13 protein-coding genes are annotated in these 15,482 nt (G+C 51.6%); 11 read left to right on the top strand and 2 right to left on the bottom strand.

Going from position 1 to position 15,482, the window contains the following annotated elements; genetic code table 11:
• Positions 1-3 precede the first annotated feature (3 nt).
• The gene (locus tag LQV63_RS05425) at positions 4-234 is read right to left on the bottom strand and encodes a hypothetical protein (protein ID WP_019423057.1); all 231 of its coding nucleotides are present in this window, start codon (positions 232-234) and stop codon (positions 4-6) included.
• A 444-nt stretch (positions 235-678) separates the two neighbouring features.
• On the opposite strand from LQV63_RS05425, the gene LQV63_RS05420 reads away from it, so the two are divergent.
• From LQV63_RS05420 to LQV63_RS05395, 6 genes are all read left to right on the top strand, one after another.
• Positions 679-1,842: an ABC transporter ATP-binding protein gene (locus tag LQV63_RS05420; RefSeq protein ID WP_019423058.1), complete on the top strand. Its 1,164-nt coding sequence runs from the start codon at positions 679-681 to the stop codon at positions 1,840-1,842.
• Between the two features lie 3 nt (positions 1,843-1,845).
• Positions 1,846-2,505 carry an ABC transporter permease gene (locus tag LQV63_RS05415; protein WP_019423059.1) on the top strand — a complete coding sequence of 220 codons (660 nt, stop codon included), beginning with the start codon at positions 1,846-1,848 and terminating at the stop codon, positions 2,503-2,505.
• A gap of 67 nt (positions 2,506-2,572) precedes the next feature.
• Positions 2,573-3,472, top strand: a complete 900-nt coding sequence (locus LQV63_RS05410) for a glycine betaine ABC transporter substrate-binding protein (protein WP_233695948.1) — start codon at positions 2,573-2,575, stop codon at positions 3,470-3,472.
• 16 nt (positions 3,473-3,488) lie between these two features.
• The gene (locus tag LQV63_RS05405) at positions 3,489-4,193 is read left to right on the top strand and encodes an ABC transporter permease (protein WP_233695947.1); all 705 of its coding nucleotides are present in this window, start codon (positions 3,489-3,491) and stop codon (positions 4,191-4,193) included.
• Between the two features lie 249 nt (positions 4,194-4,442).
• Positions 4,443-5,876 carry an MDR family MFS transporter gene (locus LQV63_RS05400; RefSeq protein WP_233695946.1) on the top strand — a complete coding sequence of 478 codons (1,434 nt, stop codon included), beginning with the start codon at positions 4,443-4,445 and terminating at the stop codon, positions 5,874-5,876.
• Positions 5,877-6,631: 755 nt separating this feature from the next.
• A complete protein-coding gene (locus LQV63_RS05395; protein WP_233695945.1) occupies positions 6,632-7,645 on the top strand; it encodes a metallophosphoesterase family protein in 1,014 nt (337 codons plus the stop codon).
• A 29-nt stretch (positions 7,646-7,674) separates the two neighbouring features.
• Here LQV63_RS05395 and LQV63_RS05390 read toward each other — a convergent pair whose 3' ends face one another.
• Complete coding sequence (locus LQV63_RS05390; protein WP_019423064.1) at positions 7,675-8,355, bottom strand: MOSC domain-containing protein; 681 nt, start codon at positions 8,353-8,355, stop codon at positions 7,675-7,677.
• A gap of 164 nt (positions 8,356-8,519) precedes the next feature.
• On the opposite strand from LQV63_RS05390, the gene LQV63_RS05385 reads away from it, so the two are divergent.
• From LQV63_RS05385 to LQV63_RS05365, 5 genes are all read left to right on the top strand, one after another.
• Positions 8,520-9,482 (top strand): AraC family transcriptional regulator, encoded by a 963-nt coding sequence (locus tag LQV63_RS05385; RefSeq protein WP_233695944.1) that lies wholly within the window; start codon positions 8,520-8,522, stop codon positions 9,480-9,482.
• 458 nt (positions 9,483-9,940) lie between these two features.
• Positions 9,941-11,968 (top strand): endonuclease MutS2, encoded by a 2,028-nt coding sequence (locus LQV63_RS05380; protein WP_233695943.1) that lies wholly within the window; start codon positions 9,941-9,943, stop codon positions 11,966-11,968.
• Between the two features lie 270 nt (positions 11,969-12,238).
• Complete coding sequence (locus LQV63_RS05375; protein WP_233695942.1) at positions 12,239-13,030, top strand: ankyrin repeat domain-containing protein; 792 nt, start codon at positions 12,239-12,241, stop codon at positions 13,028-13,030.
• A 19-nt stretch (positions 13,031-13,049) separates the two neighbouring features.
• Positions 13,050-14,282 carry an amidohydrolase family protein gene (locus tag LQV63_RS05370; protein WP_233695941.1) on the top strand — a complete coding sequence of 411 codons (1,233 nt, stop codon included), beginning with the start codon at positions 13,050-13,052 and terminating at the stop codon, positions 14,280-14,282.
• A gap of 321 nt (positions 14,283-14,603) precedes the next feature.
• Positions 14,604-15,470 (top strand): sugar phosphate isomerase/epimerase family protein, encoded by an 867-nt coding sequence (locus LQV63_RS05365; RefSeq protein WP_019423069.1) that lies wholly within the window; start codon positions 14,604-14,606, stop codon positions 15,468-15,470.
• Positions 15,471-15,482 lie beyond the last annotated feature (12 nt).

Raw genomic sequence — 15,482 nt, 5'->3', positions numbered from 1 at the left:
TGGTTACCTCCCTCTGCTGAAGTTTGGGCTCAAATAGACGGATTGCAAAATGTTCGCAATCGAATCTTGCTCATCGAATGCATAGTCCAAGCTGCCGCTGCCGTTGCAGCGTAAGCAAGGTGTATAGCCGTGCCCCTGGCACGTGCGGCATTCGCCAGTTTCCTCCTGACTCCCTGTGCCGTCGCATTTCAAGCATTCCATTTCCCCGTTGCCATGGCAGTAGTAGCAGTCCATTTCAATCGCCTCCTGATAATAGTGGATTACTGTTATAATACAGTTTTCTAAATCACTAATCTGTATTATAACAGGACTTCAGAAAATGAAAAGCCCCTTTTTATTAAAATTTTCCATCCACTTGCTCGCCATCCTACTGGAGCAACATGTTTTATCCATGCCGATAAAATCTTTTCAATTGCGCATAATGAAAGAGGGGAAGGCTTACTGCAGCGGACACTGGCGCAGTTTTTTTGCAGTTTTTGTTTCATAAGTCCAAGCTCGGTTTATTTATAAGTTATGCTTATGTTTGCTTGTGAAAATAAGATTTTTCGTTCTAACTCAGGCGGCTGAAACAAGCATGAACATTTACATATAGAAATAGTTATGAAATAATAAACATAATAGTTTCAGTGCGTGAAACAACGTTCTATTAGTTAAATTTATAAAAGAGGTGAACGGTGCATGATTGAGTTTCAACACGTGAAAAAGGTTTACGACGACGGCTTCCAAGCCTTGAAAGAGATTAACCTTGAGTTCAAGAAAGGCGAACTTACCGTTCTTATCGGTCCAAGCGGATGCGGTAAGTCTACGACTATGAAAATGATTAATCGCTTAATGACCCCTTCAAGCGGTAAAATCCTCATCAACGGCAAAAATGTGTCCGAGCAGAACCCAGTCGAACTTCGGCGCAATATCGGATACGTTATTCAGAACATCGGTTTGTTTCCTCATATGACTATTGGCAAGAACGTTGCCGTAGTGCCGCACTTGAAAAAATGGGATAAAGCTGCAATCGATAAACGCGTAGATGAATTGCTGCGATTAGTTAATTTGGATCCGGAGGTATACCGCGATCGCTATCCATCAGAGCTGAGCGGCGGACAGCAGCAGCGCATTGGCGTAGCCCGTGCCTTCGCCGCCGACCCGGACGTCATCCTGATGGATGAACCGTTCAGCGCACTAGACCCGATTAGCCGTGAACAGCTGCAGGATGAGTTGATTCGCCTTCAGGAAGAACTGAATAAGACGATTGTGTTCGTGACGCATGACATGGACGAAGCGATCAAAATTGCGGACACGATCGTGCTGATGAAAGACGGGGAAGTGATCCAGACCGGCTCACCGGAACGAATTCTCCGCCATCCTGCGAACGACTTCGTGCGCACCTTTATCGGGCAGAAGCGAATGGATAGCGAAACTAGCATCGACATACCGATCGTCGATGAAGTTACGGTGCCTAATCCGGTAACGATTTTCCCGAGCCGGGGTCTGGCAGAAGCGATCAAAATGATGGAACGGCGCAAGGTTGACTCGCTGTTTATCGTGGATCGGCAACATAAGCTGCAGGGTATCGTATCCATCTACAACGTATTGGACCAATACGGTGAAGAGAACAAGACGGTGAAAGACGTCATGAAGCCGATCGGATATTTGGTGCGTCCCGGAACACCGCTGCCTGATGCGGTGAAGATGATGAGCGAGCATCGCTTGACCAACCTGGCTATCGTCGATGATACGGGCAAGTTCGTAGGGCTTATTACTCGGGGGAGTGTCGTCAAGCACTTGTCGGAAGTGTATCCGTCCATTGTAGACAGCTTAGCGAATACGTTCGGAGAGGAGGCTTAACGAATGAATGCATTCTTGTCATTTGTGCAGGAGCGAGGTGCAGACATTGCCGTTGCCTTGCGGGATCATCTGACGATATCGGCAGCAGCTGTATTGCTCGGATGTCTGGTAGCGATACCGCTTGGAATCGCGCTTGTTTATAACCGTTTCAACTGGTTGAACAGCATTGTATTCTTCTTGGCGAATCTGCTGCAGACCGTGCCGAGCCTAGCTTTGCTTGCCATTCTCATCCCGCTGATGGGCATTGGCATGAAGCCGGCTATCATCGCGTTGTTCCTGTATTCCATTATGCCGATATTGCGCAACACGTACGACGGCTTTGATTCGGTCGATCGCGGCGTGCTGGAGTCGGCGCGGGGAATGGGGTACGGCACGCTTCAACGCATCATTCGCATCCAACTTCCGCTAGCGCTGCCGTATATTATGTCTGGCATCCGCGTCACTAGCGTCTATATTATCAGTTGGGCTACGCTTGCAGCGCTGATTGGCGCTGGCGGCCTCGGACAGCTTATCGTGTCAGGGCTGGGCGTAAACAAGCCGGAATTGATCATTACAGGCGCTTTAGGAGCAATTGTGCTGGCGTTCTTGATCGATGGTCTGCTCGGATGGTTGGAAAGAGTACTGACACGCCGTTTCGGACGGACGAGCAGCATTACGGCATAATGCCGTACGCAAACGGGGTGTACAGTCGGTGTAGCGAATGGATCGGCTTAGTAGAGGAGGATACGGTATGAAACATTGGAAATGGCCTGCTGGCATGACCGCTGTCATGCTGGCGTTAATGATACTTCTGTCTTCGTGCGGCATTGACAATCGCATTGTCATCGGTACCCAGACTTTCTCGGAAACGAAGATTTTGGCAGAGATGTATAAGGCGTTGATAGAGGATCGTACAGATTTGAAAGCAAAGGTGTTGCCCGATCTGGCGGCAAGTCCAGTCGTCATTAATGCGATGAAGAAAAATGAATTGCAGATGGCGACGCTTTATACTGGTGAAATCTTTAATAATCACTTTCCAGTAAAAGATACGAAGGACCGCGAAGAAGTGCTCAAGCAAGCAAAAGAAGGCTTCGATCAATATTTCGATTTCAAATGGTACGACCCGCTCGGCTTTGAAAATACGTACGCCTTCACCATCAGCGAAGATTTGGCCAAGGATAAGGGTTATCAATCGATTTCGGATGTGGCCAAGGATGCGGCCAAGCTTCGCCTAGGCGTCGATACGACCTGGCTGGAGCGCGATACGGACGGATACAGAGGTTTTCAGAACACTTACGGCTTCAAATTCGGACAGGAATTTCCGATGGAATTAAGTCTCGTCTACGCGGCGGTGGCGAACAAGCAGGTTGATATCGTGCTGGCTTACTCCACCGATTCCCGGCTGAAAGCATTTAATTTGACGACGATTAAAGATGATAAGCAATTTTTTCCTCCGTATGACGCATCTACGGTCGTACGCAAGGATGTGCTTGAGAAATATCCGGAATTGGACGATGTCATCGGACTGCTTATCGGCAAGTTCGATGAGAAGACGATGATAGATCTGAATTATCAAGTAGATATTGAGAAGAAGAGCGAACGTGAAGTGGCTGTCAATTATTTGAAAGAAGCCGGTCTGCTCGAGAAGTAACGAAAGGAGGCGCAACATGGGTAATTATCAATGGACCATCGCGGATTTGTTGTCTTATATGGGACGGAATTCGGATTTATTGTGGGAGTATTTTGTTACACACGTCATTATGGTGCTGGCGGGGGTAGGATTGGCATTTGTCATCGGTGTTCCGCTGGGCGTGCTATGTTCCCGGAACGAGAAGCTGGCCAGGAGCATTCTTGCCGTAACCAGCACGCTGCAAGTCATTCCGAGCTTGGCGCTGCTCGTCTTGCTGATGCTGGCGTTCGGACTCGGCACGACGACGGTCGTGGTTGGATTGCTTCTGTATTCACTCAATCCGATTGTCAGAAATACGTATGTCGGCTTGAAGCAGGTCAATCCAAGCTATGTGGAGGCCGGACGTGGTGTTGGCATGAGCCCGATGCAGCTATTGTTTAAAGTTCGGTTCCCGCTTGCGCTCACCTATATGCTGACGGGATTGCGCATTGCTGCGGTCATCGCGATCGGGGTAGCGACGATAGCTCCGCTTGTCGGCGGCGACGGGTTGGGCCGGGAGATATATTCCGGACTGAACGGGCAGAACCCGCTGCGCATCTATGCCGGCGCCATTCCGGCGGCACTGCTCGCCATTGTCGCGGATCTTGTGCTAGGCGCGCTGCAGCGCAGGCTGAATTTGTCCGAGCGCAAGTCAAGCAGGAATGGATCAAAGAAAGAGCCGTCCGCATCACCGACGGTATAATTGCAAAAAATGCGGGACACCGCAGAGCCGAAAGTTGATTGTGTAAATTGACTTTCGGCTTTTTTTGCTCTTTTCATATGTCAATATTGACACTATAACGAGAGGGGAGTAAACTTAAAAGTAAGACGTTTCATGTCAGTTCTTACATTAATTACTGTAATGTATCTTTTATTTTATAGACAGAAAGCAGTGATGGATGGAATGGGTGAAGGAGAAAAGACCATATCGAATAGAACCTTCTGGAGTATTATGTTTGCTATATTCTTCGGCAACTTTTTGGCGGTATTAAGCACGAATACGATTAATATCGCACTTCCCGTCTTAATGAAGCATTTCCACACCGACCTGCTTACGATTCAATGGGTACTAACCGGCTTTATGCTGGCTACAGGGATCATTGCGCCTGCAGTAGCTTATTTCGGCAACCGATTCAGCACGAAACGGCTTTATCTTGTTGCATTGGGCGGCTTTGTCATTTGCTCCGTGCTGTGCGCACTATCCTGGAGCGAGGGCAGCCTAATTGTGTCCCGCGTCTTGCAGGGCGCCTTCAGCGGCATTATTATGCCGACGACGATGACCATTGTATATCAGGTGATCCCGAAGGAACGCCAAGCGTTGGGGATCAGTCTGTGGAGCTTGTCTGCCATGGTCGCACCTGCTGTCGGACCGACATTGGCTGGTTGGATCGTTCATGTGGGCGATTGGCATTGGCTGTTCTGGATTAACGTGCCGATTGGACTTATCGCGATGGTGGCGGTCGTCCGCTTTATTCCGATGTACCGTATTAGCGAGAAGGCGTGGTTTGACCGCATCGGCTTTGTGAGTGTCATGTTAGGCAGCTTGTCCTTGCTGCTTGCGTTCGGGAATGGAGCGCGTTGGGGATGGGCTTCATGGCAGACGCTTGGTCTGATCGGTGTGGGTATCGTAATCATTGCGCTCTTTGTCCGCCGTTCCCTGAAGATGGAGCAGCCGCTGCTGGACTTCCGGGTATTCCGTCATATGCGGTATACATTCAGCATGCTGCTCGTGTCCATCTTAACGATTAGCTTATATGCAGGGGCTTTGCTGACACCGCTCTTTTTGCAAAATGTTCAGGGGGCTTCGACGCTTACTTCAGGTCTCGTGCTGCTTCCAGCCTCTGCCCTGATGGCTATTATCATTCCGTTCACTGGGCGCTGGTACGATCGCTTTGGTCCAGTCAAGCTCATTTTCGTCGGACTGTTGCTTATGGCATTCGCTACGTATGAGATGAGCCGCTTGCATGTCGACACGCCTCATGGGTACATTACGTTCTGGATGGCCGTGCGCAACGTGGGCATCGCGCTTGCGAATACGCCAGCGATGAATGCGGGGATGTCAGCCATTCCGCGGGAATTGTCCGGTTATGGCTCCTCCATTAACAGTTGGCTGCGGCAGGGGTTGGCCTCCCTATCCATCGGTCTGTTCAGCTCGCTGCTAGCGGCACGGACCATCACCCATCTGGCCGAATTGAAAGGGAGTATTTCGGATCCGGTGCTGCTGCAAAATGCAGCGTTCACGTTAAGCATTAACGATATTAACTTTATTAGCGTCATTATGACATTACTCGGTTTGCCGCTAGTATATTTTCTCGGCAGAACGCCGAACCGCAACCACCCGATGGAGCTGCAGAAGTCCGCATCTTCGGTGAGTGCTTCCTCCTGAGCCGGCCGTTACGGTCGGCTTTCTATTTAACTTCGCCTTGGGCTCATTACTTGCTCTTTTCGGAGAAGGTATGTCAGTCCGTCCATTGCTTCAATCTCCCTTTCATTCAGAATGTCAGCCTTCCTTCCTTTTCAAACGAGGATATGTTCGTTGGCTTCCGTACAATGGCCCTCAGCTCCATTCTCCCATACAGTCAGGATGGTTAACGACGGGGATAAGGCACATGGCGTTTTGTATACATAACATGGCATGAAGCGGCTGATCATGATGGCAGTGAACAAGAGTCGTCATGGGGCGTACCATTTCCTGATGGCAGTAAGCGAGGGCCGACGTAGGGAGTGCTGTTTCCTGATGGAAGTGAGCTGGGGCCGAATAGGGGTGCCGTTTCCTGATGGCAGTAAGCGAGGGCTGATGTAGGGAATACCGCTTCCTGATGGAAGTGAGCTGGGGCCGACAAAGGGAGTGCCATTTCCTGATGGAAGTAAGCGAGGCCCGACGTAGGAAATGCCGCTTTCTGATGGAAAGGGAGAATGGAGCTAAGGGGAGAATGAAGCGAAGTTCCGTTAGTCTGAACTTGCCACAGCACAGCGCGGAACATCCGTTCATGATGATGAGACCATGTCTTTCTATTTTACAGATGATATGCTCCTCTTAAATGTGGACGCCCATCTTTGGAAGGCTTCGATAGAGGTTTTCTCAATAAGCATAGGAAAATGGTTGAAAGCGTTGTACAATGGGGTGGAATAACAGATTCCATGGAATGGAAGTTTGATGAACTGCCTGTATTCATGCGCACGAACAACCGAGATGGAGGAATGAACATGACGGCCGAGAGCATTTGCAAGTCCCTTCGATTTCGCAAAGATGGTACCTTTACGATCGTACAATTTTCGGATGTGGAATGCAGACAATGGGAGGAACATGACCCGGCGCACGATGTGATGCGGCAGGTGTTGGAATTGGAGCAGCCAGACCTTGTCGTATTTGCCGGAGATGTTATCGCTAGCGCAAGCACGACCGACGAATATCAAGCGTTCGCCAATGCGGTGCGCCCAGTCGAAGATGCGGGGATTCCTTGGTTCGCGGTATATGGCAATCATGATACGGAGGCGACGGTGACTAGGGAGCAGCTTCATGCGTATCAGATGACATTTGCCCATTCCATTGCCGTACCTGACCCGGAAGGAATCAGCGGCAGCGGCAATGCGGTCTTCCCAGTGCTGACTGCGGACGGCAAGCTTGGGGCCGTCATTTATGCGCTGGACAGCCACAGCTATTCACCGTTGTCGCCGCGCGTCGGCGGCTACGATTGGCTGAAGGCGGACCAGATTGCATGGTACCGTCAGCAGTCGGCGCAGTATGCGAAAGAGTACGGCGGCGATACGCCGGTGCCTGCCGTTGCGTTCTTCCATATTCCTCTGATGGAATACCATCAATTATGGGCCCTTGAAACGTGTTGCGGACAGCGGGGAGAGCCCATCTGTTCGCCGCCGCTCAACAGCGGAATGTTCCAGGCGATGGTGGAGCAAGGAGATGTGATGGGCACCTTTGTCGGCCATGACCACGCGAATGATTTCATCGGCGAGCTGCATGGCATCAAGCTGGCCTATGGGCGCACGACACGTGCTGCTTACACGGGAGTGCCGTTCGAGCCTGGCGCGCGCATCGTGCGCCTGTATGCCCGAGAGCGCCGCTTCGACTCGTGGATTCGCTTGGAGAGCGGCGCTGTCATTATGGAGCAGCCCGAGCATCAGCCAGAGCACATCTGATGCGTTGCTGCGGCTGCGATGCGCCGGCGCTATTTACCGAACAGGCGCTCGTTCGTGTTAGGCGTCGAGCCGGCCAGCCGCTTCGTGAAGGTGGCGCGCCAACTGGCGGACAGCGCTTCGACGTCTAAGAGGCGGCGAATGCCTTCCTCGCCGTCCCGGCGGTGGTGCATGACCTCGTTCGCATATTGAATCGATACGGCAGCGGGGTCATGCTTCATCCGCTCCAGCGTTCCGCTAGGATGAACGAGGCCAGGCGTAAGCACGCGGAAATAAAGTCCTGTGTAGCCCGTCTCCTGCATCCACAGCGGAACCTCTGGCATCTTATAGCGGGCTGCCAACTTGAAGCAAGGCTGGCGCGGCTGGGTCACCTGCACGATCGCCTCGCCGATGTGAAAGATGTCACCGATATGGACATCCTGTTCAATCAGGCCTTCCGTCGTGAGATTTTCGCCGAACGCCGCCACCGGAAGTTCGCGCTGCCATCTTGCTTCCCAGTAAGCATAGTGCTCTTGCGCATAGACGCAGACTGCTTTATCTGGTCCTCCGTGATGCTTCGTGTCGGCTTGGCCATCGCCGTCGAACCCGAGTGGGTGAAGATACGTCGGTTCGGATACCGGCAGCTTCACCATACCCGACAGGACCGGCTTTCCGTTGTGTTCCAAGCAATCATGCGGCAGGGCGACGTTTAATGATTTGATTTTGATGTCCAAGTTATCTACCTCCAAAATGTTTCCTTTTAGATTGTACGTTTAGAGGATTTAATTCCTGCGTGAAGAATACAATGAAGTGCATGCCCAAAGCGTTAATGCAACAGGGGGCTATTAGCAGTATAGTGCATTTAGACGAATCTTAATAGACTGACAGGGTGATGAACATGTCACATGACGTGAGGCGCGACAAAGGCCCCTCTCGCACAACGAACGATGTCATCGTTTTTCATTCGGAACAAGAGCTGGAGGCTCATCTGCCTTGTAAAATGTACAAATTGGATCAATCGACCGGAAGCATCTGGGATCATACGCACGATTACATACAGATTTGGTATGTGCTGAAAGGTGAATTCAAGCATACGATCAATCACCGAACGTATAATATGGTCAAAGGCAATTTGTTTGTCATTCCGCCGTTTGCCGTGCATCGCGTCGAAATGATCCCTGGTCAGGATATGGAAGTCATCGGCTGCGAGTTTCTGCCTCATTTTATTAACGAGCGTTTTGAGAAGGCGGATTGGAGCAAGGATTGCTTTGATTTCTCCTATTTGGAGCAGTTTCTTATCGACGAGGAGCAGATTACGCCGAAGGTGGTGCTCACAGGCGAGGCAGATATGGAGGTCAGCCGTCTGCTTGAGGAGATGCTGGCGGAGTATCGTCAATCGAAGCGTTATTTCGAATTGGTCTTAAAAGCCAACCTCTTGAAGCTGCTGTCCGTCATTATCCGCGAGTACACGAAATTGGCCGACAAACCGAGTGAGGAAGACGATCGCGTGGAGAAATACCGCGATTTGATGACCACAGTGACGGAGTATATTCATGTGCATTTTGCGGAAGAGCTGCGGCTCGAGCGTTTGTGCCGGCAGTTTAATTTGTCGAAGACGTATTTTTGCTACTTGTTCAAACGGTTTACAGGCAAAACCTTTAACGATTATTTGATTGATTTCCGTGTACGCAAGGCAGCGGAATGGCTCGTGGAAACTGATATGTCCGTGACGGAAATCTGCTTCGGCGTCGGCTTCAATGATTTGGCGTATTTCTCGCGCATGTTCAAGCGGCATACTGGCGTATCTCCTTCGCAATACAAGAAGAAAGCGCCGCCGATTAACGGATTGAGCCAACCGTAGGAAGCGTTTCTGCCATATATGGAGAGGCAATCACTTGACGCAACATATAATTATTTAGTATGATTGGGATATTATTCAATTAAGGGGAGAACTTGATGTTGGTAAGCGTTCTTAACTAATCAAATTCCATATCGAGGTTAAGTTGACGATTAAAATGCAGCGTTATAGCTGACGTTTATTTTCTTATACCGTTAACGAGCCTCTGGATTTAGTTAAGAACAGCGGATATCATCCAACGCCCGAGATCTAGCCTCTATACGAGCCGACTCCGTGCTGTTTTTCAGCACGTTTTTTTGTTTATAGTCTTGTAACGGTACGTCCTTAGCAGGACAGCTATACCGTTACGGCTTGTCGGTACGTATATCTGAGGCAGGTATAACGAAAGGCAGAGAATGCGATCTACGCATTTCTTCTGCCTTTTTTTTATTTTTTTACTAAACTCTAAAGGAGCTAAAACAATGAATAACAAAATGCTGCAGCGTTTGGAGTACGACAGAATCAAAGAGCGCGTCATGGAAAATGCCGTCTCCTATTTGGGCAGACAGCACGTCGAGAAGATGGAGCCTATGACGGATTTGAACGCAATACGCAAGGCGCTTGACGAAACCGCGGAAGCGCACACCCTTCTCATGCAGGGGGCCAGCGTGCCGCTGCCATCTTTGCAAGGAATCGAGCCGGTGCGGTCTCTGCTCGGGACTGGATATATGTTCAACGAATCGGATTTTACGCATACCCTTTTGTTTTTGCGAAGCTGTGCCCAGCTTAGAAGGTATATGATCGCCAAAAGCGAGATTGCTCCGACGGTGAGCGGCTATGCGGCATCCATGCATGATTTGGATAAGCTGAGATCCGAAATCGAACGTTGCATTCACAATGGACGGGTCGCTGATGAGGCAAGCAAGGACTTAAGCAAAATCCGGAAGAAGCTTGCCGCCGTTGAAAATCGCATCAAGTCCAAAATCGAAGCTTTAATGAGCAGATACCGCACGCTGCTGCAGGAGAATCTGGTCAGCATGCGTGGAGGACGTTATGTGCTCCCGATTAAGAAAGAGTTCCGCAAGCAATTCAAAGGCAACTCGCTGGACGAATCGGCGAGCGGTCAGACCGTATACATGGAACCGGCTGAAATTGCGCATATGCAGCATGAGCAGGCGGGATTGCGAGCGGACGAAGCGAGAGAAGAGGCGAAAGTGCTTAGCGAATTGACCGACCTCATGGAGCAGCATGCCCGTGAACTGAATTCGAATGTGGAGACGGTCGGGACGTATGATTACTTGTTCGCCAAAGCAAAATACGGTCTTGCCATCGGCGGACGCAACGTGGGACTGAACATTGAAGGGGTTGTCGACATTCGCGGAGGCAAGCATCCGCTGCTTGGCCGCGACACCGTTCCGCTCACATTCCGCATTGGACGCGGGTACCGAACGCTGATAATTACCGGGCCAAATACTGGCGGGAAGACAGTTGCTTTGAAGACGGTTGGACTGCTCACGCTGATGGCTCAATCCGGTCTGCTGGTACCGGTAGAGGAACGAAGCACCTTTGCGGTATTCAAGCATGTGGCGGCAGACATCGGAGACGGACAGAGCATTGAGCAATCGCTCAGCACCTTTTCCGCGCACATTAAAAATATAATAGACATGCTGAGCTATGCTGATGATTCAACGCTTATCCTCATCGACGAAATGGCGTCCGGGACCGATCCGGGCGAAGGCGTCGCGCTGTCGATAGCAATATTGGAAGAATTGCATCGCAGAGGGACTACTGTAATGGTGACGACGCACTTCAATGAAATTAAAAATTATGCGGCGCTTGCTCCGGGATTCGAAAATGCCCGCATGGAGTTCGATTCCGCTACGCTGCAGCCGCTCTATCAGCTTCGCATCGGGGAAGCGGGACATAGCTACGCGTTCCTCATCGCGCAGAAGCTGGGCATCTCTCCCGCTATCATTGCCCGATCGGAGGAAATTACGGCAGGCAGGAAGGAGCTTGGAGCTGCCTCATTGCCGCTTGGGAACGGCGTGGCCGGAGGCGAAGGCAAGTCAGCGGAAGCGGCCGGAGCGAAGCCCGATGGTCACAGTTGGCAAGCGAGCCCAGTTCAGCAGTCTCAAGACACGATTGACATGGGAGCAGTGCCTATTGCGGAGCGGCCATATGCGGAACCGATGATGGCGGAATTAGCAGAATACCTCGACGGAGTGGCAATCGCGCAGCCTGGTTCCTCAACCTTGATGGCTCAAGCGTCTACTGCCGATGCGCCGGAGGAGCAAGCAGGCGAACCGTCGGTCAGTGTTCCCGTCAACAAGCGCTTCGAAGCCGGCGACAGCGTATATGTTTCTTATCTGAAGCGTGAGGGCATCGTCTGTGAAGAAGAAGACACCAAGGGAAATGTCGGTGTGTTCATTGAAAAGCAGCGCATTAAAATCAATAAAAAGCACCTTCAGCATTATTTAGGAGCCGGGACAACGGCAGAGAGCTCGCGGTGAATGCAATTCGAACGGTAGCCGTGTTGGAAAATGTACAGCGGAAAGGAGGGATTGATCGGATAAACGTCGTGTAGGCTGTATTTGATCCAATGGATGAGCCAAGGGGGATACTGTCCACTTTTTAGCCCGAAGAATCGACCCAGGTGTGTGTCAACCATACAGACCTCCATATCAGAATCATATGAGGAACGAATTATGTAAATATTTTTCGTATATTTTTTTTCGTGGTAGCATAAAGGAAAATCCCGATAACAGAAGGGGGGAAGCCTGATGCTGCGCGTGATGGCATTGGCTCTGTCGATTCTTATGTTCTCGGGATGTGCCGACGATCCAGACAAGAATCGTTCCGGGGCCCAGACTCAAGTAAAACCGAACAATGATCGCAATGCCGGTCCGAAGCATGAGCAGGTGACGGAAACAAGGCTGAACAAGGAGCTCGGCGGGAAGGATGTGGGAGCTTTGAACGACGCTTTGCTGGATGCTGCCAAAAAGGGCAAGACGGCAGACGTGAGCCGGCTTATTAAGGATGGGGCCGACGTTAATGCGCAGGACGGCAGCGGCCGGACCCCGGCCATGCTGGCAACGCTCGGCAATTACCCGAAGACGGTCAAGTCGCTCATCGATCACGGCGCTGACATTAATATTCAGGCTCACAACAAGGACAATCCATACTTGTACGCGGGAGCGGAGGGATTGTTCGACATTCTGAAGCTGACGATCGAGGCGGGAGCGGACACGAAGCTGACGAACCGCTTTGGCGGGACGGCGCTCATTCCGGCGGCAGAGCATGCGCATCTTGACGTGATCAAGTACCTGCTAACGGAGTCGGATGTGGGTGTCAACCATGTGAATAATCTCGGCTGGACCGCCTTGATGGAAGCGATCGTGCTCGGCAGCGGCGGGAAGGAGCATCAGCAGGCGGTGAAGCTTCTCATCGAGCATGGAGCAGATGTGAACATTCCGGACAGCAAAGGGGTGACGGCGTTAGCCCATGCGCGTGAACGCGGCTTCACGGAGATTGCCAATATGCTGGAGCAAGCCGGCGGCAAGCTGGAACGATAACAACAAGGAGGAATTCATCATGAATGCTGCGACAAATTGGTTGACCAATGTCAGATTGGAAACAGGCTTCCATACGGAACAAGGACGGATTTTAGGAACAGAGACTGCTCTCCATCACTTGCGCGTCGAGGAGGGCATTATCGCTGCCATCGAGCCTGCAGACCGATTGCCCCAGGATGGCCTGCCGCAGATCGATGCGAATGGACTGCTTATGCTGCCGGCTTTCCGGGAGATGCACATCCATATCGACAAGACCTATTACGGAGGGCCTTGGAAGGCTGTGCAGCCGGCAGCAAGCATCTTCGACCGTCTGGCAGAGGAGCAGGAACTGCTGCCGAAGCAGTTGGCTACCCTCAAGGATCGTGCGGCCGCGATGCTGGATCTGATTATCGGTCATGGCGCGACTCATGTTCGCACCCATACGAATGTGGATCCGGTCATCGAGACAAAGAATATGGAGCTTACGCTGGAAGTGCTGGAGGAATATAAGGGCAAGCTGACGGCAGAGACTGTTGCCTTCCCGCAGCATGGGCTTCTTAAGTCCGCTTCCGTCAATCGCGTGAAGGAAGCGATGCGTCTGGGCGCGACTCATGTTGGAGCGGTCGATCCTGCGGTCGTCGATGATAACATCGAGAAGTCGCTTGCGACGCTGATGGACATCGCGGTGGAATTCGACGCGGGCATTGACCTTCACCTCCATGAGCGCAACCAACTGGGCCTATATACGATGAACAAGCTGGCCGATATGACGGAGCAGGCAGGTTGGCAGGGGCGGGTAACCGTCAGTCATGCGTTCGGCTTCGCGGGCATGGCTCCTGCGCAAGGGACGGAATTGGCGGAACGATTCGCTAAGCTTGGTATTTCTGTTGCCTCAACCGTGCCAATCGGCGCAGTTCACATGCCGATACCGATGCTCCGTGACAAGGGGGTTCGCGTCGAGTTGGGCAACGACAGCATCACCGACCACTGGTCTCCGTTCGGTACGGGGGATATGCTGCAGAAGGCGAAGCTCGTAGCGGAGCTGTATCATTACACTGATGAATATGCGCTGTCCCGCGTCCTCGGCTTCATTACGGGTGGCGCTATGCCGCTCGATCAGACAGGCAAACAGGTGTGGCCTCTGGTCGGTGCTCCGGCCGATGCGGTGTTCGTCGAAGCAAGCTGCTCGGCAGAGGCTGTAGCCCGATGCTCGAAGCGTCCAGCCGTCCTGTTCCAGGGCCGGATCGTGGCAGGGGAGTTGTCGCGCGGTTAATCGCTCAAGCGTTATTGTCGCGGTGGCGCTTTTGGCAAAATAATATGTTAATTACGTACCGTAAAGAGGTTATGGTCCTTCGGGGAAATGTTCTCCGGATGATTATAATCTCTTTATCTTTCCTGCGATTTGGGGAATCCTGGCGCTGTTTCGCACAGGTTGGCTTCATTTGTGTAAGAAAGTCCAACAATTGTGGAAAATAGTGCAATGTGCGCGGGGAGGACTTACCTATAATGAAGAGGAGACATTACATCTGACATGTAACCGCTTGCACTTGGCGGAAGAACAGCAAGTTCGAACAACAATGAAATGGAGTGAGCCATGGTGAAATTAGGAGTCAGTATTTACAGCTTGCATGCCGCTTTGCATCAGAAAAAGATGAGCGTGTGTGAAGCGTTGGAATGGCTGAAAGAACAAGGTGCGGACCATGCGGAAATCGTGGACTTGGACTTTGATATGGTGAACCGTCCAGAATTCGCTGACCAGCTTCGTGAGAAGGCGAAGCAAATTGGTCTGGAATTGTCCAACTACTGCATCGGCGCCAATTTCGCTGGTCTGAATGGTGAAGAGCTGCAGCGCGAGATCGATCGCGTGAAGGCGCACGTGGATGTCGCGAATCGCTTGGGTGTGGCACGGATGCGTCATGATGTGGCATCGCGTGTCCACGGCGAGACGGGAACGGCTTACTTCGAACAGGACTTCCCTCAGCTTGTGGAAGCGTGTCGCCAAATCGCCGACCACGCCGCCAACTACGGCATCATTACAAGCGTAGAGAATCATGGCTTCTACACGCAAGCGAGCGAGCGCGTGAAGCGCCTTGTGCTTGCTGTCAATCGTGACAATTTCCGTACGACGATGGATGTGGGCAACTTCGTCTGTGTGGATGAAAATCCGCTTATCGCCGTGCGCAACAACATTGAAGTGGCATCAATGGTTCACTTGAAAGATTTCTATATCCGTCCTGCGGACCGGAATCCGGGCCAAGGCTGGTTCCAGTCGCTGCATGGCAATTACTTGCGCGGCGCGATTGTCGGTCAAGGGGACTTGCCGATGTACGATATTGTGCGCGCGGTGAAGGCTGCGGGCTTCGACGGCTACGTCAGCATCGAATTCGAGGGCATGGAAGATTGCCTTACAGGCACGAAGATTGCGATGGACAATGCCCGCCGCATTTGGAATGAAGTTTAATTACATTACTTA

It is taken from the genome of Paenibacillus profundus, assembly GCF_021369635.1.
In the GTDB taxonomy this organism is placed as follows: Bacteria; Bacillota; Bacilli; order Paenibacillales; family Paenibacillaceae; genus Paenibacillus_B; species Paenibacillus_B profundus.
Note: the sequence above shows the minus strand (reverse complement) of the source record. Positions and strands in the feature narration are given on the sequence as shown.